Source organism: Bacteroides sp. AF34-31BH, assembly GCF_003602795.1.
Lineage (GTDB): Bacteria > Bacteroidota > Bacteroidia > Bacteroidales > Bacteroidaceae > Bacteroides > Bacteroides uniformis.
On the sequence record NZ_QTLV01000003.1, the window covers coordinates 443,234 to 465,063 of the forward strand.

Here is a 21,830-nt window from a genome sequence, read left to right on the forward strand (position 1 = left end):
AACAGCCTAATGCGTTGGGAAGTTGGAAGGACATATTAGTTAACGAAGAGCGTTTAAGATATTATCTTACTGTGAAATCTGGACAATTTCAAAAGGTGAAGATAATAGGCAAGGACGCTCACGTCAGTGTTATATATTCACCTCTGTAGGGTGAACTATATACATATCTGGCGTGGGCATTGTTTATTATTCACCTTAGGCAGTCCAGAGCCTCACAGTAGTAATATTCAATGTTCCCACGCTTCTTTATTGTATAACGGTCAGTTAGGGAACACTGGCAACGATACAGATATTCACAAAACAGACAGTTCTATTTCTAACGTGGCAATCAATCAAATTGCGTGCAGCTTTATGCTGTGTACTCTGTGCACTTATTCAAGCCACTTCATCCATATATCCATATAAAAGAAGGCAAGAGTGTATAGAGTGGTAATAATTAATCTGATTAACTTATTTAAATCTGGTAGTAATGAATAGAAAGGACTTGGGGAAGATTTCCGTAATAGTCTCTACTTACAACCGTTGCGATGCTCTGCAAGTATGTTTACTCAGCTTGTTCAAGCAGACAGTCCTGCCCGATGAGGTCATTATAGGAGACGATGGCTCTACGGAAGAGACCGCCTCGTTGATAGCAAGGCTGCAAGAGCAGGCACCGTTTCCAATCATACATGTGTGGCATGAGGATAAAGGTTTCCGATTGGCTATGATGCGCAACAAGTGTGTAGCCCGTAGTACGGGAAACTATATCATAGAGATAGACGGTGATGTGTTCCTGCATCCAAAGCTGATAGCCGACCATCTCCGTGAAGCCGGCCGTGGCATTTACGTGAAAGGTGGAAGGGTAAACTTGGGCAAAGAGCTGACAGAGGAAATATGTAAGTCCGGTATGGTACGCCCGATTCATGTCTGGACGAAAGGAATTGAAAGCAAGCCGGAGAATGCAATCCATTGTATATGGCTGGCTCGCTTCTTGGCTCCGAGATACCGTAGAAAGCGTTCGGCTGCATTGGGCTGTAACATGTCCTTCTTCCGTGAGGATTTTATCAAGGTAAACGGTTATGATGAATTCTATGAGGGTTGGGGAAGTGAGGATATTGATTTGGGCAAGCGTCTGCTGAACAGTGGTTGCCGGAAACGGTATTTGAAGTTCGCAGGTATTGTTTACCACCTTTGGCATGAGGATAAGTTCATGTACAATAAGACAAAGAACTTGCAGTACATGAGAATGCTGGATGAACGGAAGGCGGTACGCTGTACAAATGGAGTGGATAAATATTTATAAACTATATTACTAACTTAATTTATTAATTAAAATGAGAACATTAAGATTTATTGGAATGGCTATCGTAGCCGTAATTATGAGTGTTAACTTCGCAGCATGTAGTGATGATGACGAAGAAGAAAGTACACCTACTACAGAGAACATTGTAGGTCAATGGGTACTAACTTACGAAGAAGGGTATGAAATAGAGCCAGAATATCCTGAAGAAAACAGAGAATGGAGTCATGCACCTAAAGATGAATGCGAATATTTTGGTAATCTTACATTCAGAGCTGACGGTACATATACTGAATGTGATTTGGATAATTCGGAATTAGATGAAGGGAAATGGGCATTGAGTAATAAGCTGCTGACACTTAGACCTATTGATGCCACTTATGCTCTTGATTTGAATGTTCTTGAAATATCCAACAGCAAGTTAGTTCTTGAATATATGGAGAAAGAGGATGATGGAGGGGTAGAATATGCTAAAATGACTTATAAAAGGAAATAAGTATTGAAGTATAAAGGCAGCATGGAATTAACTCCCTTGCTGCCTTGACTGTTTCCGCTTCTTGACTAATTTAGGCTTTCGCTTACTTGCTGCATCTTTAAAGAACTGTTCCAGTCTCTCTCTGGTAATAGGCAGGTAACTGACCTCTGTAACCATAGTTTCTTTAATCTCTTGTGGTAGGTAGTAGATAGTGTAACTCTTAGGAGAGTTCTTCTTGGTAAGTCTCATAATTGTATTAATTTGATAATTGATAATTGAATTAATCTGATACGAAGTTAACCATATTACAGAGGGGAAACTAATGTTAATATCTCATTATTAAATACTGGAATGGAGAGATGGCTGTATTTCAACTATACACTACTTAGCCATTATAAAAGATAAAGAGATTAATGGAGAGACCCATTTAACTCCATGTATGGACTAATACAACCTTTTAGAGAGGATATTTCAATTATAAGCCCCCTATTACAGAAATGTTGAATTAAACTTTACTGTTATTTCCGTTATAATGACAGCTTGTCTGCTGATATATTTTGGAGCATGGTTATTAATCATTTACCAAAGTTGAGAAGTGAAGTGATAATATTATTAAATACATAATGAGATTGTAAACTTATTTATTAACTAATCTTGATTTAATACTTTAGTTAAACCAATAGTTAAACCAAATATTAAGTATTAGTAAGTAGTATTAGATAAATTGTTGATTTATAGATTAATATAAGCTCGAATGGTGGCCCGGCGAGAAGGACTTAAAATCCTTTGGCCATTGCGGCTGTGCGGGTTCAAGTCCCGCTTCGAGTACTCGATTAAGCTCTGTGAATCATTGATTTGCAGAGCTTTTTCTTTATAAGCTCTTGATATGAAAGACCGTTTCTCTATAGCGAACAAAGTGTTTCCCTTAATAGAACAAGTTGTTTCATTATGGTGAACACTTTGTTTCCCTTAACAAAACATTTCGTTTCATCATATGAAGACAAACTGTTTTTCCTTATTGGAACAAACTGTTTCTCTATACTTGAACAAAGTGTTCATCGCTGTGAACTAACAAACTAACTATAATACTATAGTAGATGATATGCGCGTGGCACTTACTAATATGTGCTTGCAGATGAAATAAAAGAATCTATATAAATAGCCTCCTCTTTATTGTTCAGAACAGCTTGGGGCGTTTGTTATTGAACCGATAGCCGATACCCAACATCAGATAATTGGGCTCATGAAATTCCCGGAGGTTATATCCTATATGGAGATACGAATTGCGTGTTACGTCTATTTTCAGGGCAAGAATCTGATAGAAAGACTTCATGTCACCGCCGCCGTGCAGAACATTGGCTCCCAGACCGATACCTACCGTGAAGTAAGGCATGACAAATTCTCCGCGGGCGGATAAGCCCAATGCCATCTGCTTCTTGGCGGGCGGAGTATAGAAGCCGTTCTCTTCCTCGTACGATTCTTTCATGTTCGCACTGTGGTCGTATACGCCGTCCAACGCCACACCGGCGCGGAATTTATAGCCGAAGTTGTACATGGGTGCAAAGCTGAAACCGAACACGTTGTAAGTGCCGGGTGCGGGTACCTGGCCACTACTGCCCTCATGGGCCACTGCTTTCTTTCGCCAGGAGCCGAACAAAGTCAAGTCGTAGCTGACGTGGCGGGGGAATGGAGGAACAATAGGGCGTTGCCATGATTGGGCGAGTTCATCCGCTCTGCGGTTAAAGTTATATACCAGTCCCACTTTGCAGTCCACCGTGTTCAGACCGGAGTTGGGATATTGGGTGTTTCCGTTGGAAAAGTGGCTTCCGGTAGCTCCTATCATCAAGTCGAACTTGGGGGAGAGTGCCCACTTTAAGTAGAGGTTCACATTGAGATAGGCATTCACTTTCGAGCCGATAATCTGGTTCTCCGGGTTGTCATATTCATCGTAGGGTTTCCAGCCGAACGATGCGCCGAAGTTCCATTCATAGTTCAAGGATATGCGGGGGCTGAATTGGGCGATGCGTCCCCCTTGAAACAGATAGACCGCCAGCGGGTTGCCCAGCTCTTCCGGATTGCCGAAGTTGAAATAGCCGACTCCAATCCCTTGATAGGCTCCTATATAAGCCTGGTCGGCAACGGTGTGGGGACGGAGCTGGAAGGAGTATTTCAGATGGCCGGCATAGGCATTTTTCATGGCCTTGTATTGGTGGTTGGAGTACTCCAGAAAAGGGTTGGTCTGAAAAATATAGCCAGCACGCCCTTCTACGCCTAATCTGTGGATGAAGCGCTGTGAGAAAGGGAGTGTATCCCGTTTGTATTCCGAATGACTATCGGATGTCCATTGTTGGGCGTATATTGTATCAGACAAGAAAAGTACCGCTCCTAAGAAAGCCAGTATTTTCCATATCTGCATTCTATTTTTCATATGCCGTGTCGGTCTTTCTTGTTTATAAATGTTCCAAGTGAAGTTTAATTTCGTGCAAATATAGTTTTTTTCTCCTTTTGGTATTCACAATGAGACAACTATTTGTAAAAAGAGGGGGTAAAACTGAAATCGTCAATAGAATGGCAGACTTCGGTTTTACCCCTTCCTTATTCATTTACCCGGATGTTGTCTTATGATTCAGATGCTGGGTGGCGAGTGTTATTTCCGGTCGTTCTCCCGGATTTCCACACGGCGGATTTTCCCGCTGATGGTTTTGGGGAGCTCATCAACAAATTCGATGACACGCGGGTATTTGTAGGGAGCCGTCACTTTCTTCACATGGTTCTGCAACTCCTTGACAAGCTCTTCTCCGGCGCGTGCCTTGTACTCTTTTGCCAACACAATCGTAGCTTTTACCACTTGGCCGCGGATTTCATCAGGCACACCGGTAATGGCACATTCCACTACGGCTGGGTGGGTCATCAATGCACTTTCCACTTCGAACGGGCCGATGCGGTAGCCGCTACTTTTGATGACGTCGTCGGCGCGGCCCACGAACCAGAGGTAGCCGTCTTCGTCCTTCCAGGCTACATCTCCCGTGTAGTAAATGCCGTTGTTCCATGCCTCGTGGGTACGGTTGGCATCGCGGTAGTATTCCTTGAACAATCCCAGCGGTTTGCCTTTGTCGGTACGGATTACAATCTGTCCCTGTTCACCGGCTTCCACGGAACGTCCTTCGTGGTCTATCAGGTCTACATCGTATTGCGGATTGGGCAATCCCATGCTGCCGGGTTTCGGTTCCATCCACGGCATGGTGGCAACGGTAAGGGTCGTTTCGGTCTGTCCGAAGCCCTCCATCAGCTTGATGCCCGTTAACTTCTTGAAGGTCTCGAATACAGCGGGGTTCAATGCTTCTCCGGCGATGGTGCAGTATTCCAGACTGGATAGGTCGTACTTCGTGAGGTCTTCGTGAATGAGGAATCGGAAGATGGTGGGCGGTGCACAAAGCGACGTGACGTGATAATCCTGTATCTTCTCCAGTATGGCTGCGGGAGTGAACTTCTCGTGGTCGTATACAAATACGTTGGCACCGGCAATCCATTGTCCGTAGAGCTTGCCCCACACGGCTTTTCCCCAACCGGTGTCGGCAATGGTGAGGTGTAGGCTGCTCTCTTTCAGGTTGTGCCAGAAGCTGCCGGTGACGATGTGTCCCAACGGATAGGTGAAGTCGTGGGCCACCATTTTGGGCTCTCCGGTAGTGCCGCTGGTGAAGTACATCAGGGAGATGTCATCGTTCGTATTCGGATGTTCAGGTTTCACGAAAGGAGCGGCAGCCTCGATACCTTTGTGAAAGTCTTCGAATCCTTCGGGAACTTCCGGCCCGACGCTTACGAGGCGTTTCACAGAAGGAGACTCCGGCATGGCTGCCGTGATATGGTCGGTGATGACGCTTTCGCCGGCGCAGACTATCATCTTGATGTCTGCGGCGTTGCAACGGTATACGATGTCTTTCTTCGTCAGCAGGTGGGTGGCGGGAATCACCACTGCACCGAGTTTGTGTAGTGCCACAATGCTGAACCAGAATTCGTAACGGCGCTTCAGTATCAGCATCACCATGTCTCCGTGGCCGATGCCGAGGCTTTGGAAATAGGAAGCCGTCATGTCTGTGTACCGTTTCATGTCGGCAAAGGTAAACTGCCGGCATTCGCCCTGGTCATTGGTCCACAACAGTGCGGGTTTGTCGGGTTGCTCGGCGGCCCAGGCATCCACTACGTCGTAGCCGAAGTTGAAATTCTCCGGTACGTTTATCTTCAGGTTCTTGATGAAGTCCTCCTGTGAGGTGAAGGATGTTTGAGATAAAAATCTTTCTACCATAACTTTATTACATAATTACTGCCAGGAATTTTACAGTCTTTCCGTCAAGCGCCTTCATGCCGTGCGGCAGTTTGGAGTTGAAGTATAGACTGTCTCCTTCGTTTAAGATTAAGTCTTTGCCGTCGATGCTGACCATCATACGGCCTTCCAGTACGAGGTTGAACTCCTGACCGGCATGGCTGTTGTAATGTATCGGCTCGCTGTCCGGTTTCGGTTCTACGGTCACAATGAACGGGTCTGCCGTGCGGTTGATGAAACCGGCTGCCAGTGATTGGTATTTATATGCCTTGGTACGTTCTATACTGGTTCCTTTTCCGGCACGTGTCAGGAAGTAGGAGCTCATTTTGGGCTCTTGCCCAAACATCAGTGCGTCCAGTGATATGCCGTAGTGCCGTGCTATCTTCTGCAGCATGCTGACCGAGATGTCGAATTCTCCGGTTTCGGCCAGGCGGTACTCTTCTGCAGAAATGTCGCAGTCACGGGCGATATCGTCGGCAGTCAGTTCCAATACGTCACGCAGTCCGCGCAGGCGTTCGGCTATTTGTCTGATTTGTTCGTCCATAATTATATTTTTTAATGGGTTGTTATTAAAGTGTGGCAATGTGCCAATAGGCTGCACAATGTTTAATTATACCGTAGCTCATAGGCATATCGGGACATCGTTACATTAGCACATTAAATATCATTTACTCGCTTTGATGGCTTTAATCACAGTGGAGGTGAATCCTTCATGTTCCAGCTCGTTGATTCCCTTGATGGTAATTCCTCCGGGGGTACACACCTTGTCAATCTCAACACTGGGGTGCGTGTCGTTGTTCAGAATCAGCTCGGCTGCCCCTTTCACGGATTGTGCCACCATGCGCATGCCGTCTTTGGGATAGATACCCATTTCAACGCCGGCCTGCATGGCTGCCTGGATATACTTAAGCACGTAGGCGATGCCGCAGGAAGTCATGGCAGTGGTTGCCGCAATCTTTTCTTCGGGAATGAGCATGGCGAGTCCCATCTGGTTGAAAATGTCCAGCATCAGTTGCTCCTGCTCCTTGGTGGCATTGCGGCTGGCGATGAGTGTCATGCTTTCCATCTCGCTGATGGCGGTATTGGGAATAAGACGGAACATGGTCATTTCTTTGTCTGCTACATAGTGTGTCAGCTTTTCAAAAGGAATGCCGGCTGCAACGGATATAAGAATCTCTGTGCCTTTTAGTTCCAGTTCCTTTATCACTGGCTCCATCAGCCATGGCTTCACGGCAAAGATTATCATATCTGCACCGGCTGCCGCTTCCTGGTTGTCATTGGTCACTTGCAATGCGGGGAATTCTGCCTTCAGCTTGTCCAGCTTGCCCTGGGTGGGGTTGGAGACAATGATGTTACCGGCAGGGATGATTGTTCCTTTTGCCAGCCCTCGGGCAATGGCTCCCCCCATATTTCCTGCACCGATAATTGCTGCTTTCATATCTTTTTGTTGTTAAAAGAGTTGTTTTGCTGGCAAAGGTAGATAAATTTTCTACAAAAAACGACCGAGAGAGAAAGGTATTCTGCTTTTCGGTCGTTTCTTTTGCTGGCTGATTATTTGTGTCAAATATTAAAGTACTTTCTTGAAGCGTTCCAAGAATTCCTTTGCTTCATCCATGCCGAGGCACAGAGGCGGCAGCAGGCGAAGTACATTCGTACCGCTTACACCGGTGAATACATGCTGCTCTTTCAGTAGTCTTAGGCGCAGTTCCTTGATGGGTTCTTCAAATTCCAGCCCTATCATGAGTCCGCGTCCGCGAACGTCCTTGATTTGAGGGAATTTCTTTAGTTCCGTTATCAGGAAGTTGCCGACTTGGGCTGCATTCTCTATCAGGTTTTCCTGCTCTATCACATCCAGCACGGCAAGGGCGGCACTGCAAGCTAGGTGGTTTCCACCGAAAGTGGTTCCAAGTTGCCCGTATACTGGTGTAAACATTGGGCTGATGAGTACGCCTGCCATCGGGAAACCATTGCCGATGCCTTTTGCCACGGTGATGATGTCGGCTTTGATGCCGTTGTACTGATGGGCGAAGAACTTGCCGCTGCGTCCGTAGCCGCTTTGGATTTCATCGAGAATCAAGACCGTGTTGTATTCCGTACAAGTCTGGCGGAGAGCCTGCATGAATTCGTCTGTCGGCAGTTGGATGCCGCCTACACCTTGTATGCCTTCGATAATCACTGCGCAGACATCTCCTTTGGACAATTCGGCCTTCATGGCTTCGATGTCGTTCAACGGGAGGTAGGTGACGTGCCCGCAGTTGTTGATGGGAGCGATGATTTTAGGATTGTTCGTTACTTCCACCGCCAGTGAGGTACGTCCGTGGAATGCTTTTGAGAAGGATATCACACGGGTACGGCCATTGTAGAAGGAGGCGAGTTTCAAGGCGTTTTCATTGGCTTCGGCACCGCTGTTGATGAGGAAGAATGAGTAGTCGTCATAGCCACAGACTTTTCCCAAGCGTTCTGCCACTTGCTGTTGCAGCTTGTTAATTACTGAGTTTGAGTAGAATCCTAACGTAGCAACTTGGTTACTCACCATCTCTACATAATGTGGATGTGCATGTCCGATTGAGATGACTGCATGGCCACCGTAGAGGTCGAGGTATTCGGTACCGTTCTCGTCCCATACATGGCAGCCTTTTCCTTTGACGATGTTGATGTCAAAGAGAGGGTATACGTCGAATAAATTCATTTTTTTTAGAATGCAGAAGGTTTCAACCGTAATCCTACGGTCTCTTCCAGGTTAAACATTAAATTCATGTTGTGGACTGCTTGTCCGCTGGCACCTTTCAGGAGGTTGTCGATGCAGGAAATGATAAGCAGCTTGTCACCGTGCTTCTCCAGGTGGATGAGGCATTTATTGGTATTCACCACTTGTTTCAGGTCAATGTTCTTTTCCACGACAAATGTAAAGGAATCTTTGGCGTAGTATTCTTCGTACATACGGATGATTTCTTCCAGAGCCACTTTGGTCTTTACTACGATGGTAGTGAAGATACCGCGCGGGAAGTCACCCCGGTAGGGGATAAAATCTATTTCTGCATCGAAACTGTTTTGCAGCTGGCGGAGTGATTGCTTGATTTCGGGCACGTGCTGGTGCTCGAAAGCTTTGTAAACACTCATGTTGTTGTTGCGCCAGCTGAAGTGGCTCGTGGCACCCGGTTTCACTCCGGCACCCGTACTTCCGGTGATGGCATTCACCATGATGTCATCATTCAGCATCAGGTGCTTGGCGAGCGGCAGCAGCCCCAATTGTATGCAGGTGGCAAAGCAGCCCGGATTGGCTACATGCTTTGCCTTGCAGGTGGCGCGGCGGTTCAGTTCCGGCAAGCCGTAAATGAAGTCGTGGTCAGGAGAGGCTATGCGGTAGTCCATGGAGAGGTCGATGATTCTCAACTCCTCGGGCACGTTGTGGCTTTCGAGGAATTTTCTCGTGTCGCCATGTGCCGTACAGAAAAACAGCACGTCGATTTCTTCCAACGGAAGCTGGTCGGTAAATACCAAATCTGTTTCACCGTACAGTCCTTCGTGTACATCAGTAATTTTGTTGCCGGCGTTGCTTGAACTGTTTATGAATACGATTTCCGCTTCCGGATGGTTGAGCAGTAAACGTATCAGTTCGCCTGCCGTGTATCCGGCTCCGCCGATGATTCCTACTTTAATCATTTCTATAATATCTATTGGATTCTTCTGGTATGATAATCAATAATATAATGTATATAATTACACCTGCAAAAGCAGTAAAGACGGTAGCGAACGTATAAACGATGCGTACTAAAGATACGTCAAGTCCGAAAAAAATTGCCAGTCCTGCACATACACCGGAAAGTATTCTTCCGGTTCGGGGACGTGTCAGTTTCCGTTTCTTGTCCGTCATTTAGATTTTCTCGTCTTTGTGATTTGAATAATATGCACGCAGTGCCGTGGAGGTTACTTTGATGAATCCCTTGGCATCTTCTGCCGTCCAGCCTTTCTGCATTTCGCCGTATTCGCCGAACTTGTTTTTCACAAGGTCGTCCTTGCTTTCTACACCTACGGTAGAGAAGCAGAGTGGGTGAAGCTCGAGGATAGCCGTACCGTTTACGTTGCGTTGCGAGGATTCCAGCATGGCTTCGATGTCGCGCATTACCGGTTCCAGATATTGGCTTTCGTGCAGGAACATGCCGTACCAGTTGGCTACCTGGTCCTTCCAGTATTGCTGCCATTTGCTCAAGGTATATTTCTCCAGGAACTTGTGTGCGCCGATAATCAGCATGGGTGCGGCAGCTTCGAAGCCTACACGGCCTTTGATACCGATAATCGTGTCGCCTACGTGCATGTCGCGGCCGATGCCGTATGCTGCACCGATCTCTTCCACTTTCTGGATGGCTTTGATGGGATCGTCGAATGTCTCGTCGTTCACGGCTTTTAGTTCCCCCTTCTCAAAAGTGAGGCGCAACTGCTCGCTGCCCTCTTTGGTGCAGTGTTTCAGGTAGGCGCTTTCGGGCAATCCTTGTGCAGAATCTAGAATCTCACCACCACAGATGGAGGTGCCCCACAGACCCACGTTATAGGAGTATTTCAGTTTGGTGAAGTCGGCGGCAAAACCGTGTTGGTTCAGGTAGTCAATCTCTTCCTGACGGCTCAGTGCCATGTCGCGTGTCAGCGTAATGATTTCCACGCCCGGAGCCATGACGAGGAAAGTCATGTCGAAGCGAATCTGGTCGTTACCCGCACCCGTAGAACCATGAGCGATGGCATCGGCGCCGATTTCGTTGGCATAGCGTGCAATGGCCAGTGCCTGGAAGATACGTTCGGAACTTACGGAGATGGGGTAGGTGCCGTTACGCAGTACGTTTCCGAATACCATGTATCTTAGGCTTTTTTCGTAGTACTCTTGCGTCACGTCAATGGTGACGTATTCTTTGGCACCCAGCTTGTAGGCATTCTCCTCGTTAGTCTTCAACTGTTCGGGGCTGAAACCGCCAGTATTGGCACAAGCTGCATATACTTCGTATCCTTTTTCTTTGGCAAGATACATGACCGTGAATGAGGTATCCAAACCGCCGCTGAATGCGACTACCACTTTTTTCTTCTTTTCCATATCCTTATATTTTTATATTTTATCTTCTTCGTGCAGCTTCGGGTCGTAAAGCATTGCTGTGCAGATGCAGAATTTACGGTTCTTGGCTACCAATATATCATGGTTGATACAGCCTTCGCAACCTTTCCAGAAGGATTCGTCATCGGTTAGTTCGTTGAAGGTGACGGGCACATATCCTAGCTCGGTATTCATTTTCATGACGGCAGCTCCACTGGTGAGACTGAAAACTTTGGCATTGGGCCAACGTAGGCGTGCCAGGCGGAAAGAGGCGGTCTTGATACGTTTTGCCAGTCCCAGTCCCCGGTATTTGGGGTGTACTATCAGACCGGAGGTCGCTACATATTGCTTGTTGCCCCAGCTCTCTATGTAGGTGAAACCGGCAAAATCGTCTCCACACAAGGCTATGATGGCCTTTCCTTCTTTCATCTTAGTAGCTACGTATTCGTGTGTGCGTTCTGCGATGCCCGTTCCGCGTACCTTGGCAGCTTCCCGGATGGTATCCAAAATCTTGTCTACGTAAACTTCATGTGAGGCGTCAGCCACCATCACATCAATTTGTTTCGAATCCATTTCTTATTTAATTTCTTGTTTTTTGTTGTTATCTATCATTTAATGTTCGGGATGATTTGCGATAGGAAGCTGCGTACCTCGTCATGTGACGCCGCTTCGTGCACCACCAGCATGATGGTGTCATCTCCGGCAATGGTACCCAGAATGGCGGGACACTCCCGGTTGTCGATGTCGTAGGCCATGCTGCTGGCATATCCGGGCCGGGTACGGATGACGGCAATATTGCCCGAAAATTGAAGTGAAACGAATCCGCTTGTCATCAACATCTCACTTGCACTCTGGTCGTTCGAACGTTTATACATGATGTTGTTGGGCAGCACATATACGTATTTACCGTTCATGTTCGCTGCTTTCGCTACTTTCAGCTGTTTCAAGTCGCGTGACAAGGTGGCTTGTGTCAGTTCAAAGCCTTCCTTGCTCAAAGCTTGCAACAGTTCTTCCTGAGAACTGACGTCTTTGCTTGAGATAATCATCTTGATGGCGTCTAACCGATTGGCTTTTTTCTTCATTTTCTGTATAATTATTCTAAGGGTGGCGCAAAATTAGGGATTATTTTGGAAATAATATGCAAAAAGGAGAGTTTTTTTATTCTTTTTATACATAGGTATATTATATATGTTGTTCTTCTTCTCTTTGTAGCAGCCTTGTTTATCTGTTCTTTCACGTTATTGGGGATTGTTTCTGTATGCATTTGATAAATGTTGATATAATATAGAATAGATATGCAATTGCCAAATCTGACACCCTTTCAATCAAAAACTGTACAAAAAGTAGGGGGATAATCTCCTATTTTTGTATCGTTGAATAGCAACTAAAACTAATTACCATGAAACAATGCTTTTTTGCGGTCGACTTGGGGGCTACCAGTGGTCGCACAATTCTGGGAACTTTTACTTCGAATGGTTTGGAAATGGAAGAAGTAAACCGTTTCCCAAATCATCTGATTGAAGCTGGCAGACATTTTTACTGGGATATTTATGAACTTTACCGTCATATTATTGAAGGGCTGAGGATTGCCGCCCGTAAAGGTGTAGAAATAACTTCCATCGGTATCGACACTTGGGGAGTAGATTTTGTCTGTGTAGGTAAGGATGGGGGATTTCTTCGCCAGCCGTATTCCTATCGTGACCCTCATACGGTGGGTGCTCCGGAAGCGTTCTTCACACGTATACCTCGTAGCCATGTGTATGGATGGACGGGGATTCAGGTGATGAATTTCAACTCCTTGTTCCAACTTGATACATTACGCCGTAATCATGACAGTGCATTGGCAGCTGCAGATAAATTGCTGTTTATGCCTGATGCTTTGAGCTATATGTTGACCGGTCAGATGGTAACGGAGTATACTATTGCCAGTACGGCACAGTTGGTAAATGCCAATACCCGCAGGCTGGAGGATGCCTTGCTGCTGGAGATTGGACTGACACAAGCTCATTTCGGGCGTTTTGTCTATTCTGGTGAAAAAATAGGGGGCTTGACGGAGGAAGTACAACGAATAACCGGACTTGGCGCTGTCCCCGTGATAGCTGTTGCCGGGCATGATACGGCTTCTGCTGTTGCTGCCGTACCTGCCATGGACCGTAATTTTGCTTATCTAAGTAGTGGTACTTGGTCTCTGATGGGAGTGGAGACGGATGCTCCAGTCATTACTGCTGAAACAGAATCCTTGAATTTTACGAATGAAGGCGGTGTGGAAGGAACCATTCGTTTGTTAAAAAATATTTGTGGTATGTGGCTGCTTGAACGTTGCCGTACCGAATGGGGGGAAATCCCTTATTCCGAACTCATCGTTGAGGCTGGTACTTGTGAACCATTCCGTAGTCTAATTAATCCGGATGATGCTTTGTTTACCAATCCGGCGAATATGGAGCAAGCCATCAAGACCTATTGTTCCGATTATCGTCAGCCTATTCCCATGACACATGGACAGATAGTACGCTGTATCTTTGAGAGTCTTGCTTTGAGATACCGTCAGGTGCTGGATAGCCTGCGAAATCTTTCACCACGTCCGGTGGAGGCTTTACATGTTATCGGTGGCGGTAGCCGTAACGAACTGCTTAACCAGTGGACAGCCAATGCTGTCGGTATTCCCGTGATTGCCGGACCTTCCGAAGCTACTGCTATCGGTAACGTTATGGTTCAGGCATTGGCTGCCGGAGCAGCTAGAGACATTGCTTCCATGAGACAGCTTATCAACCGTTCCATATCATTAAAGACTTTCTATCCTCAGGATATGGAGGATTGGAATACCGCTTACCTGCACTTCAAGCAATTGACGATGACTAATTATAATGGATAATGATTACCAATAACTTATAACTCATAATCAAATCACGTATCATGAAAGAAGAATTGATAAACAAAGCGTATGAAGTTGCTAAAGAGCGTTACGCAGCTCTCGGATTGGATGTAGAAAAAGTAATGGAGCAACTTCAGAAAGTGTCTATCTCCATGCATTGTTGGCAGGCCGATGATGTTCAGGGATTCGAATCTGCCGGCTCATTGACCGGTGGTATCCAGACAACAGGAAACTATCCCGGTAAAGCCCGTAATATGGAAGAACTGCGTTCCGATATTTTGAAAGCTGCTTCTTATATCCCCGGTAAGCACCGTTTGAATTTGCATGAGATTTACGGTGACTTTGGCGGTACCTTCGTAGATCGCGATCAGGTAGAGGTGAAACATTTCGAAAGCTGGATGCAATGGGCAGCCGAGAATGGTATAAAATTGGATTTTAATTCCACTTCTTTCTCTCATCCGAAGAGCGGTAATCTTTCTCTGGCTCATCCGGACCAAGGTATCCGTGACTTTTGGGTCGAACATACTAAACGTTGTCGTGCCATTGCCGAAGAAATGGGGCGCCGCCAGGGAGATCCCTGCATCATGAATCTTTGGGTGCATGATGGTAGCAAGGATATCACTGTAAACCGTATGAAGTATCGTGTGCTTTTCAAAGATTCTCTCGACCGTATTTTTGCTACGGAATACAAGCATATGAAGGACTGCCTTGAATCGAAGGTGTTTGGCATAGGTTTAGAGAGTTATACAGTAGGCTCCAATGAATTCTGTATGGGCTATAGTGTACAGCATCAGAAACTTATTACCATTGATACCGGGCACTTCCATCCTACGGAAAGTGCTGCAGACAAGGTGTCTTCCATGTTGCTCTTTGTCCCTGAGCTGATGCTCCACGTAAGCCGTCCGGTACGTTGGGATTCTGACCATGTAACTATCATGGATGACCCCACTCTTGAACTTTTCCAAGAAATTGTCCGTTGCGATGCACTGGACCGTGTACACATTGGTCTTGATTATTTTGATGCTTCCATCAACCGTATCGGTGCTTATGTAATCGGTACCCGTGCGGCGCAGAAATGCATGTTGCGTGCGTTACTAGAACCATTGGCAAAGCTTCGCGAATATGAGGCCACCGGTCAAGGTTTCCAGCGCCTTGCTCTGCTCGAAGAGGCTAAGGCTTTGCCTTGGAACGCTGTTTGGGACATGTTCTGTCTGAAAAACAATGTTCCGGTAGGTGAGGAGTTCATCGCTGAAATAGAGAAGTATGAAGCTAATGTAACCTCTAAAAGAGGATAGGAAACCCTTGTAACTGACAGAAATGGAAATAATATTAGGGTTATTGATTATTGCCATCGGAGCATTCTGCCAATCCAGTTGCTATGTACCCATTAACCGCATCAAGGAGTGGAACTGGGAGTCGTATTGGATTGTACAAGGTGTTTTCGCTTGGCTGGTTTTTCCGTTCTTGGGCGCGTTGCTGGCAGTACCTGCCGGCAATTCGCTGTTCGAGATTTATGCAAACAATCCTGCGGATACGCTTTGGACTATGTTCTTCGGAGCTTTATGGGGAGTGGGGGGACTGACGTTTGGTTTGTCTATGCGCTATTTGGGCGTAGCTCTTGGGCAGTCTATCGCTTTGGGTACTTGTGCCGGATTGGGAACGATATTGACTCCGGTATTTACTGGTAAGGCAGTAGATTTGACAACATCGGTTATTGTTGGTGTAGTGGTCACGTTGGTAGGTATTGGCATTATCGGTCTGGCCGGTAGCATGAAGTCTGCCAGCCTGAGCGAAGAAGAGAAGAAGAAGGCCGTAAAGGATTTCAATTTTACTAAAGGTATTATTGTAGCCCTTCTTGCCGGATTTATGAGTGCGTGTTTCAGCATAGGATTGGGTTTTGGAGAGAAACTCTGTTTTGCTGAAAGTGCGGATATATTCAAGACACTGCCTGCTACATTGATGGTGACACTGGGTGGTTTCATTACGAATGCCGTCTATTGTTTCTATCAGAATTCCAGGAACAAAAGTTGGGGCGATTATGGCAAGAAATCCCTTTATGTAAACAATGTCTTGTTTTGTGCTTTGGCCGGTGTGTTGTGGTACAGCCAGTTCTTTGGTCTTAGCTTGGGTAAGGGATTCCTTGCTGTCTCTCCGGTATTGCTCACATTCTCGTGGTGCATCCTGATGTCGTTGAACGTAACGTTCTCCAATGTTTGGGGGATCCTTTTGAAGGAATGGAAAGGGTGTACACCCAAGACAATTACAGTGCTTGTCATAGGCTTGGCAGTCTTGATAATTTCTTCTTTCCTGCCACAGTTGCTGGGGTAAGTTTAAATACCTATCTTTGAATATAAAACTAAAATATATCTGCATATATGAAATCAATTCTAGAAAATCGTCCGGCGCTGGCTGCGGAAGTTAATAAGGTGGCTGAGGTGGCTGGTTATCTCTGGCAGAAAGGTTGGGCAGAACGTAATGGGGGCAATATTACGGTCAACATCACTGAGTTTGTAGACGATGAAATCAAGGCTATGCCCGCCATTAGTGAGGTGAAATCAATCGGTGCTACTTTACCTTATTTGAAAGACTGCTATTTTTATTGCAAAGGCACCAACAAGCGTATGCGCGATTTGGCCCGTTGGCCGATGGAGAACGGTTCGGTCATCCGCATTTTGGATGACTGTGCCAGCTATGTCATTATAGCCGACCAGTCTGTACAGCCTACATCGGAACTTCCTTCCCATCTTAGTGTACACAACAATCTGATAGCGAAAGGTTCTCCCTATAAAGCTTCGGTGCATACGCATCCTATTGAGCTGGTAGCCATGACTCACAACAAGAAGTTTCTGGAAAAAGATGTAGCTTCGAACCTGCTTTGGAGTATGATACCGGAAACAAAGGCTTTCTGTCCCCGCGGTTTGGGCATCATCCCTTATCAACTTCCCAGTTCGGTAGAATTGGCTGAGGCTACCATCCGCGAACTGGATGACTATGATGTAGTGATGTGGGAGAAACATGGTGTGTTTGCTGTGGATGTGGATGTGATGGCTGCTTTCGACCAGGTGGATGTACTCAATAAATCCGCCCTTATTTATATCGCTGCCAAAAATATGGGTTTTGAACCGGATGGTATGAGCCAGCTTCAAATGAAGGAAATGTCCGTAGCGTTTAATTTGCCCAAATAATTGTTTTAACAGATAGTGTGTAATTATGTATAGAATGATATTGAATGAGACCTCTTATTTCGGTGCCGGCTGTCGCGAAACGATTGCTGTGGAGGCTGCCCGCAGAGGTTTCAAAAAGGCTTTCTTTGTAACGGACAGAGATTTGATCCGTTTCAAGGTGGCTGATAAAGTGATTGAAGTTTTTGAGAAGAACAGTATACCTTATGAGCTCTTCAGTGATGTGAAGGCCAATCCTACCATTACCAATGTACAGAATGGTGTGGCTGCTTTCAAGGCATCCGGTGCCGATTTTATCGTGGCTTTGGGTGGCGGCTCTTCCATTGATACGGCAAAAGGTATTGGTATTGTTGTGAATAATCCGGATTTTGCAGATGTGAAGTCTCTGGAAGGTGTGGTGGATACTCGTCAAAAGGCTGTCCCTACTTTTGCTTTACCTACTACGGCGGGAACTGCTGCTGAGGTGACCATCAATTATGTTATCATTGACGAAGAGGTCAAAAAAAAGATGGTTTGTGTAGACCCTAATGATATTCCGGCAGTAGCTATTGTTGACCCGGAGCTGATGTATTCCATGCCGAAAGGATTGACTGCTGCAACCGGTATGGATGCACTGACTCATGCCATAGAAAGCTATATAACGCCGGGTGCATGGGCTATGTCGGATATGTTCGAACTGAAAGCCATTGAAATGATTGCTGTCCATTTGAAAGCTGCCGTAGACAATGGCAGCGATTCGGTTGCCCGCGAGGCCATGTCTCAAGCGCAATACATTGCCGGTATGGGGTTCAGCAATGTCGGTCTGGGCATCGTTCATTCCATGGCCCATCCTTTGGGTGCCCATTATGACACTCCGCATGGGGTGGCCAACGCATTGCTTCTTCCTTACGTAATGGAGTATAATGCAGCGTCTCTGGCAGCTTCCAAATATGTCCATATTGCGAAGGCGATGGGAGTCAATACGGAAGGTATGAGCGTGGAAGAAGGTATATGTGCTGCTATTGATGCTGTCCGGAAATTGTCTTTAAGTATTGGCATTCCACAGCGGTTGCGTGAAATCAATGTTAGGGAAGAGGATTTGCATCAATTGGCTATCGATGCTTTCAATGATGTCTGCACCGGTGGCAATCCGAGACCTACATCTGTGGAAGATATAGAAGCTCTGTATCATAAAGCTTTTTAAGGCAAGCGCTATTTTAGGTTACATGTCTATTCCCGTCCGTGATGAATAATATTCGCTGCGGACGGGATTTTTCATAAATAATCTCTATTTTTGTTCCGGAGCTATTATGGAAGGCACGTGTTATGACTAAAAATTATAATGATTTAGGAGTAGAGTTTAAGTACCTTATTGTAAATGACATGGACCAGAGATATGGTCTTTGGGTAAATACTGTGGGCTTTCAGTCTATCCAGCCTAATTCTCCTTATCCGTTGAAGGATCATCCTACCGGTTATTTTTTCAATGCGCAGAAAGGACGGATTCTGCGCGAGTACCAGTTGGTCTATATTACTAAAGGGAGGGGGTTGTTCTCCTCGGAGACCACGCCAGAGAAGCAAGTGTGCAAAGGACGACTGATGGTGCTGTTTCCCGGTCAGTGGCATACATATTATCCTTATGTGCAGACGGGTTGGAATGAATATTATATTGGTTTCGAGGGAGCTGTGATTGATGATATGGTGAAAGGTGGTTTTCTATCGAAAGAGAATCAAGTGTTGGAGGTGGGGTTGAATGAAGAGCTCGTTTCACTTTTCTCTCGCGCTTTGGAAATTGCGGAAGCTGATAAGATTTCTTCCCAGCAATATCTTGCCGGTATTGTGCTACATATGATAGGGATGATATTGTCCATCTCTAAAAACAAGATTTTCGAAGTGGGTGATGTCGATCAGAAAATAGAGCAGGCTAAAATCATCATGAACGAGAATGTATTCAAGGATGTTGACCCGGAAGAACTGGCAATGAAGTTGAATATCAGTTATTCTTGGTTTCGCAAAGTATTTAAGGATTATACCGGCTATGCTCCTGCAAAATATTTCCAAGAGCTAAAGTTGCGTAAGGCTAAGCAATTGCTGGTGGGTACTTCTTTATCGGTGAAAGAAATCTCTTTTATGCTCGACTATAAGTCTACCGAGCATTTCTTCTCCTCGTTTAAGAAACGTACGGGGTTCACTCCATTGGAGTATCGCTCTTATGGTCGGGAAACCGGAGGAGAGGAGGTATAAAACAAAAAAAGACTTAACTTCTAAAAGTTAAGTCTTTTCTGTCGGAATGAGGCGACTTGCACCCTATTTTATTGTATTTTCTTTCGTTTTACTTTAAGATGTATAAAGTTGTTGTTTATCAGTGTTTTATTATGAAGTTCTTAACAAAGAATGATAAAGATAAAACAAATAAAACAAAGATTTAGCGGAACAAAAACGGAACAATGATAGGAATTGTTCCGCTAATCGTGTATCTTTGCTTTTGGATTTAAAGGCGAAGAATATGGCAAGTATAAAATTCATCATTCGTGATATGGATGCAGATAATGAGCAGACCATATACATAACTTCCCGGTTTGGCAGGAATGAGAAGCTCATGTATGCTACCCCCTTGAAAATAGAACCTTTGTTTTGGGATGAAAAGAAGGAGTGCGTAAAAAACTCTAAATACTGTGCAAACAAGGATGAAGTTAATGCAGCCCTTAAAAGCATAGATGCAAAAGTAAATACTTTTATTGCGGAATCAACAACAAAAGGTGAACCGGTTACAAAAGATAGTCTTAAAAACCTTCTTGATATTCATTTTGGGAAGCGAATTGCTGCTGCATACGACTTTCATTCTTTCTTTGAGGAGTTCATTCGGTTATGTGATACAAGGGTAAGCCCACGAAGAGGCGGTCAGACTATTGACTATAAGACAAAGCGTGAGTATGCTCGTACTTACTACTATATCCAAGAATACGAGAAGAGAAGAAAGATTAGATTGGAATTTCGGAGTATTACCCAGTCGTTCTTCAATGATTTCGTTGCTTTCCTGCAGGAACTTGGTTTGAGTACCAATACAATTTGGCACAAAACAGTAAGCCTTAAAGCTGTGATGAAAGCTGCTAATGAACAGGAACTGACTGATAACACAAAATACCAGCTATTTAAAAATGTATCAGAAGAAAGTCAGGCGATTGCATTGAGTGAAGATGAATTGGATATACTCGCTCGTTTTGACTTTTCACATTCTGCCCGATTGGAGCGAACACGAGATTTATTTCTTGTTGGTTGCTGGACCGGGTTGCGGTTCTCTGACTTCACCCGTATAAGAGAGGAAAATATCAAAGATGGAATGATAACTATTCAGCAACAGAAAACGAATGAGTTTGTAACTATCCCCTTGCATCCGGTATTCCTTCGTATTTGGGAAAAGTATAACGGTAATCTTCCGGGTAATATAAGCAATCAGAAATTCAACGATAATTTGAAAGATGTATGTCGGGAAGCTGGGTTAACGGAGCATGTGATGAAATCAATAACCAAAGGAGGGAAGAAGCAAACTACTGTTTATGAAAAGTGGCAACTCGTTTCATCTCATACAGCCCGGAGAAGTTTTGCGACTAATCTGTACAAATCTGGATTCCCTTCAATTTCAATCATGCAGATAACCGGACATAAAACAGAAAGTAGCTTTCTGAAATATATCAAAGTGACTAAAGAAGAACATGCGAAGATGCTAATGATGCACTGGCAAAAGAATGGTAATTTATTAAAAGTGATGTAAATATGAAAGAGATATTTGATTTTATAGAAGATGCTTGTAGCGCACTTGATTTATTGTCAAGATATTATAGAATTTCCTACGATAAATCAAAAGAGGTTTATTCAGAAGATGGATTAATGATTGGCGATGGTATGACGGAGGAACTGGGGTGGGTGGATGGAGATATTTATGGCATGGTCGCAAAAGAGGATGGAAGCAGATATACTTTTAATGATGCTTGCGAGTTTTTGACTGATAAATATGAAGAATCTCCCGATATATTTAGTGAAGAAAATGGGCATGATGGAGACTATTTTGTCTCACTGTTAGAATCACAGTTTTTAAATATTGATGAAATACAACGAATAGCCTTAATCAAAAAAATTATTCGTTCCTCTTTTAACTTTCTTATGCCTAACAGTTATCCCTTGTACGAAGCTATTCAATCTGATAATACGTACGGTATATTTGCCTACCGTAATTTTATGTCTGATGAAGAAATAGAAGATTACGAACAAAAGGACGAAATGGGAATGCATAAGGCTTTCCCTATTGTTGCATGGATAATTGATGAATGTTGTAAATTCCTATATGGTGTAGGTACACTTTGTTCTGATTATAACATAGATTTGCAAAGTGTTGTAGAGGCCGTATTTCATTCTACCTCTACCGCTATGCCATTACGGCTCGATATCTTTGGAGATAGTATAAAATCTGAAAAGAATAATGAGTACCTGCATAAGAAAGAAGAGAAAATAATCTTGAAATGGGAAGGGCAAAGCAATGTATTGACCGACATGCTTAGGCAGGCTAAGAATAGGGGATATTTAGTAAACTCTATTTGTAGCTAACACTTGAAAAGGGACCCGGGTAGCATTTGAAACGTGTACCACC

General features: G+C 44.8%; 20 protein-coding genes and 1 tRNA gene. 11 read left to right on the forward strand and 10 right to left on the reverse strand.

Features of this window, described 5'->3' with window-relative positions; translation table 11 throughout:
• Window positions 1-469: 469 nt before the first annotated feature.
• The 3 genes from DWZ67_RS07865 (at window position 470) to DWZ67_RS07885 (ending at window position 2,582) form a co-directional block, all read left to right on the forward strand.
• Complete coding sequence (locus DWZ67_RS07865) at window positions 470-1,282, forward strand: glycosyltransferase family 2 protein (protein WP_120138526.1); 813 nt, start codon at window positions 470-472, stop codon at window positions 1,280-1,282.
• 31 nt (window positions 1,283-1,313) lie between these two features.
• Window positions 1,314-1,775: a lipocalin family protein gene (locus DWZ67_RS07870; RefSeq protein ID WP_120138528.1), complete on the forward strand. Its 462-nt coding sequence runs from the start codon at window positions 1,314-1,316 to the stop codon at window positions 1,773-1,775.
• Between the two features lie 727 nt (window positions 1,776-2,502).
• Window positions 2,503-2,582: transfer RNA gene (locus tag DWZ67_RS07885), tRNA-OTHER, on the forward strand.
• A 349-nt stretch (window positions 2,583-2,931) separates the two neighbouring features.
• Here the strand turns inward: DWZ67_RS07885 and DWZ67_RS07890 are convergent.
• The 10 genes from DWZ67_RS07890 to argR form a co-directional block, all read right to left on the reverse strand.
• Window positions 2,932-4,182, reverse strand: coding sequence for an acyloxyacyl hydrolase (locus DWZ67_RS07890; RefSeq protein ID WP_035457578.1), 1,251 nt, complete (start codon window positions 4,180-4,182; stop codon window positions 2,932-2,934).
• A gap of 219 nt (window positions 4,183-4,401) precedes the next feature.
• Window positions 4,402-6,057 carry an AMP-binding protein gene (locus DWZ67_RS07895; protein WP_120138530.1) on the reverse strand — a complete coding sequence of 552 codons (1,656 nt, stop codon included), beginning with the start codon at window positions 6,055-6,057 and terminating at the stop codon, window positions 4,402-4,404.
• A 7-nt stretch (window positions 6,058-6,064) separates the two neighbouring features.
• On the reverse strand, window positions 6,065-6,619 hold the full coding sequence (locus DWZ67_RS07900) for a helix-turn-helix domain-containing protein (protein WP_016272528.1): 555 nt from the start codon (window positions 6,617-6,619) through the stop codon (window positions 6,065-6,067).
• A gap of 120 nt (window positions 6,620-6,739) precedes the next feature.
• Complete coding sequence (gene proC, locus DWZ67_RS07905) at window positions 6,740-7,513, reverse strand: pyrroline-5-carboxylate reductase (RefSeq protein WP_005825128.1); 774 nt, start codon at window positions 7,511-7,513, stop codon at window positions 6,740-6,742.
• Window positions 7,514-7,642: 129 nt separating this feature from the next.
• A complete protein-coding gene (locus DWZ67_RS07910; RefSeq protein WP_057097735.1) occupies window positions 7,643-8,764 on the reverse strand; it encodes an aspartate aminotransferase family protein in 1,122 nt (373 codons plus the stop codon).
• A gap of 5 nt (window positions 8,765-8,769) precedes the next feature.
• Complete coding sequence (argC, locus tag DWZ67_RS07915; RefSeq protein ID WP_005834778.1) at window positions 8,770-9,738, reverse strand: N-acetyl-gamma-glutamyl-phosphate reductase; 969 nt, start codon at window positions 9,736-9,738, stop codon at window positions 8,770-8,772.
• Window positions 9,731-9,949 carry a PspC domain-containing protein gene (locus tag DWZ67_RS07920; RefSeq protein WP_005834779.1) on the reverse strand — a complete coding sequence of 73 codons (219 nt, stop codon included), beginning with the start codon at window positions 9,947-9,949 and terminating at the stop codon, window positions 9,731-9,733. Before DWZ67_RS07920 ends, argC begins: the two co-directional genes overlap by 8 nt.
• On the reverse strand, window positions 9,950-11,155 hold the full coding sequence (locus DWZ67_RS07925; RefSeq protein WP_035449833.1) for an argininosuccinate synthase: 1,206 nt from the start codon (window positions 11,153-11,155) through the stop codon (window positions 9,950-9,952).
• A 12-nt stretch (window positions 11,156-11,167) separates the two neighbouring features.
• A complete protein-coding gene (locus tag DWZ67_RS07930; RefSeq protein ID WP_005825115.1) occupies window positions 11,168-11,725 on the reverse strand; it encodes a GNAT family N-acetyltransferase in 558 nt (185 codons plus the stop codon).
• 35 nt (window positions 11,726-11,760) lie between these two features.
• Window positions 11,761-12,234: an arginine repressor gene (gene argR, locus DWZ67_RS07935; RefSeq protein WP_005825113.1), complete on the reverse strand. Its 474-nt coding sequence runs from the start codon at window positions 12,232-12,234 to the stop codon at window positions 11,761-11,763.
• Window positions 12,235-12,551: 317 nt separating this feature from the next.
• Here argR and DWZ67_RS07940 point away from each other — a divergent pair, with 317 nt between their 5' ends.
• The 8 genes from DWZ67_RS07940 to DWZ67_RS07975 all read left to right on the forward strand — a co-directional run bounded on the left by DWZ67_RS07940 (window position 12,552) and on the right by DWZ67_RS07975 (window position 21,787).
• Complete coding sequence (locus DWZ67_RS07940) at window positions 12,552-14,024, forward strand: rhamnulokinase (RefSeq protein WP_120138532.1); 1,473 nt, start codon at window positions 12,552-12,554, stop codon at window positions 14,022-14,024.
• Window positions 14,025-14,065: 41 nt separating this feature from the next.
• Window positions 14,066-15,319 (forward strand): L-rhamnose isomerase, encoded by a 1,254-nt coding sequence (locus DWZ67_RS07945; RefSeq protein WP_120138534.1) that lies wholly within the window; start codon window positions 14,066-14,068, stop codon window positions 15,317-15,319.
• 22 nt (window positions 15,320-15,341) lie between these two features.
• A complete protein-coding gene (locus DWZ67_RS07950) occupies window positions 15,342-16,352 on the forward strand; it encodes an L-rhamnose/proton symporter RhaT (RefSeq protein ID WP_120138535.1) in 1,011 nt (336 codons plus the stop codon).
• 47 nt (window positions 16,353-16,399) lie between these two features.
• A complete protein-coding gene (rhaD, locus tag DWZ67_RS07955; RefSeq protein ID WP_005825102.1) occupies window positions 16,400-17,209 on the forward strand; it encodes a rhamnulose-1-phosphate aldolase in 810 nt (269 codons plus the stop codon).
• Window positions 17,210-17,234: 25 nt separating this feature from the next.
• Complete coding sequence (gene fucO, locus DWZ67_RS07960; RefSeq protein ID WP_120138536.1) at window positions 17,235-18,389, forward strand: lactaldehyde reductase; 1,155 nt, start codon at window positions 17,235-17,237, stop codon at window positions 18,387-18,389.
• 122 nt (window positions 18,390-18,511) lie between these two features.
• The gene (locus tag DWZ67_RS07965) at window positions 18,512-19,429 is read left to right on the forward strand and encodes an AraC family transcriptional regulator (protein WP_120028758.1); all 918 of its coding nucleotides are present in this window, start codon (window positions 18,512-18,514) and stop codon (window positions 19,427-19,429) included.
• Window positions 19,430-19,691: 262 nt separating this feature from the next.
• The gene (locus DWZ67_RS07970; protein ID WP_120138558.1) at window positions 19,692-20,957 is read left to right on the forward strand and encodes a site-specific integrase; all 1,266 of its coding nucleotides are present in this window, start codon (window positions 19,692-19,694) and stop codon (window positions 20,955-20,957) included.
• A 2-nt stretch (window positions 20,958-20,959) separates the two neighbouring features.
• Entirely contained in the window at window positions 20,960-21,787 is an 828-nt protein-coding gene (locus tag DWZ67_RS07975; protein ID WP_120138538.1) for a hypothetical protein, read from the forward strand.
• The last annotated feature ends 43 nt before the right edge of the window (window positions 21,788-21,830 follow it).

Excerpts from the sequence above, each read along its gene's own strand:
- DWZ67_RS07865 (WP_120138526.1), top strand. The coding sequence starts at position 470 with ATGAATAGAAAGGACTTGGGGAAGATTTCCGTAATAGTCTCTACTTAC.
- DWZ67_RS07870 (WP_120138528.1), top strand. The coding sequence starts at position 1,314 with ATGAGAACATTAAGATTTATTGGAATGGCTATCGTAGCCGTAATTATG.
- DWZ67_RS07890 (WP_035457578.1), bottom strand. The coding sequence starts at position 4,182 with ATGAAAAATAGAATGCAGATATGGAAAATACTGGCTTTCTTAGGAGCG.
- DWZ67_RS07895 (WP_120138530.1), bottom strand. The coding sequence starts at position 6,057 with ATGGTAGAAAGATTTTTATCTCAAACATCCTTCACCTCACAGGAGGAC.
- DWZ67_RS07900 (WP_016272528.1), bottom strand. The coding sequence starts at position 6,619 with ATGGACGAACAAATCAGACAAATAGCCGAACGCCTGCGCGGACTGCGT.
- proC (WP_005825128.1), bottom strand. The coding sequence starts at position 7,513 with ATGAAAGCAGCAATTATCGGTGCAGGAAATATGGGGGGAGCCATTGCC.
- DWZ67_RS07910 (WP_057097735.1), bottom strand. The coding sequence starts at position 8,764 with ATGAATTTATTCGACGTATACCCTCTCTTTGACATCAACATCGTCAAA.
- argC (WP_005834778.1), bottom strand. The coding sequence starts at position 9,738 with ATGATTAAAGTAGGAATCATCGGCGGAGCCGGATACACGGCAGGCGAA.
- DWZ67_RS07920 (WP_005834779.1), bottom strand. The coding sequence starts at position 9,949 with ATGACGGACAAGAAACGGAAACTGACACGTCCCCGAACCGGAAGAATA.
- DWZ67_RS07925 (WP_035449833.1), bottom strand. The coding sequence starts at position 11,155 with ATGGAAAAGAAGAAAAAAGTGGTAGTCGCATTCAGCGGCGGTTTGGAT.
- DWZ67_RS07930 (WP_005825115.1), bottom strand. The coding sequence starts at position 11,725 with ATGGATTCGAAACAAATTGATGTGATGGTGGCTGACGCCTCACATGAA.
- argR (WP_005825113.1), bottom strand. The coding sequence starts at position 12,234 with ATGAAGAAAAAAGCCAATCGGTTAGACGCCATCAAGATGATTATCTCA.
- DWZ67_RS07940 (WP_120138532.1), top strand. The coding sequence starts at position 12,552 with ATGAAACAATGCTTTTTTGCGGTCGACTTGGGGGCTACCAGTGGTCGC.
- DWZ67_RS07945 (WP_120138534.1), top strand. The coding sequence starts at position 14,066 with ATGAAAGAAGAATTGATAAACAAAGCGTATGAAGTTGCTAAAGAGCGT.
- DWZ67_RS07950 (WP_120138535.1), top strand. The coding sequence starts at position 15,342 with ATGGAAATAATATTAGGGTTATTGATTATTGCCATCGGAGCATTCTGC.
- rhaD (WP_005825102.1), top strand. The coding sequence starts at position 16,400 with ATGAAATCAATTCTAGAAAATCGTCCGGCGCTGGCTGCGGAAGTTAAT.
- fucO (WP_120138536.1), top strand. The coding sequence starts at position 17,235 with ATGTATAGAATGATATTGAATGAGACCTCTTATTTCGGTGCCGGCTGT.
- DWZ67_RS07965 (WP_120028758.1), top strand. The coding sequence starts at position 18,512 with ATGACTAAAAATTATAATGATTTAGGAGTAGAGTTTAAGTACCTTATT.
- DWZ67_RS07970 (WP_120138558.1), top strand. The coding sequence starts at position 19,692 with ATGGCAAGTATAAAATTCATCATTCGTGATATGGATGCAGATAATGAG.
- DWZ67_RS07975 (WP_120138538.1), top strand. The coding sequence starts at position 20,960 with ATGAAAGAGATATTTGATTTTATAGAAGATGCTTGTAGCGCACTTGAT.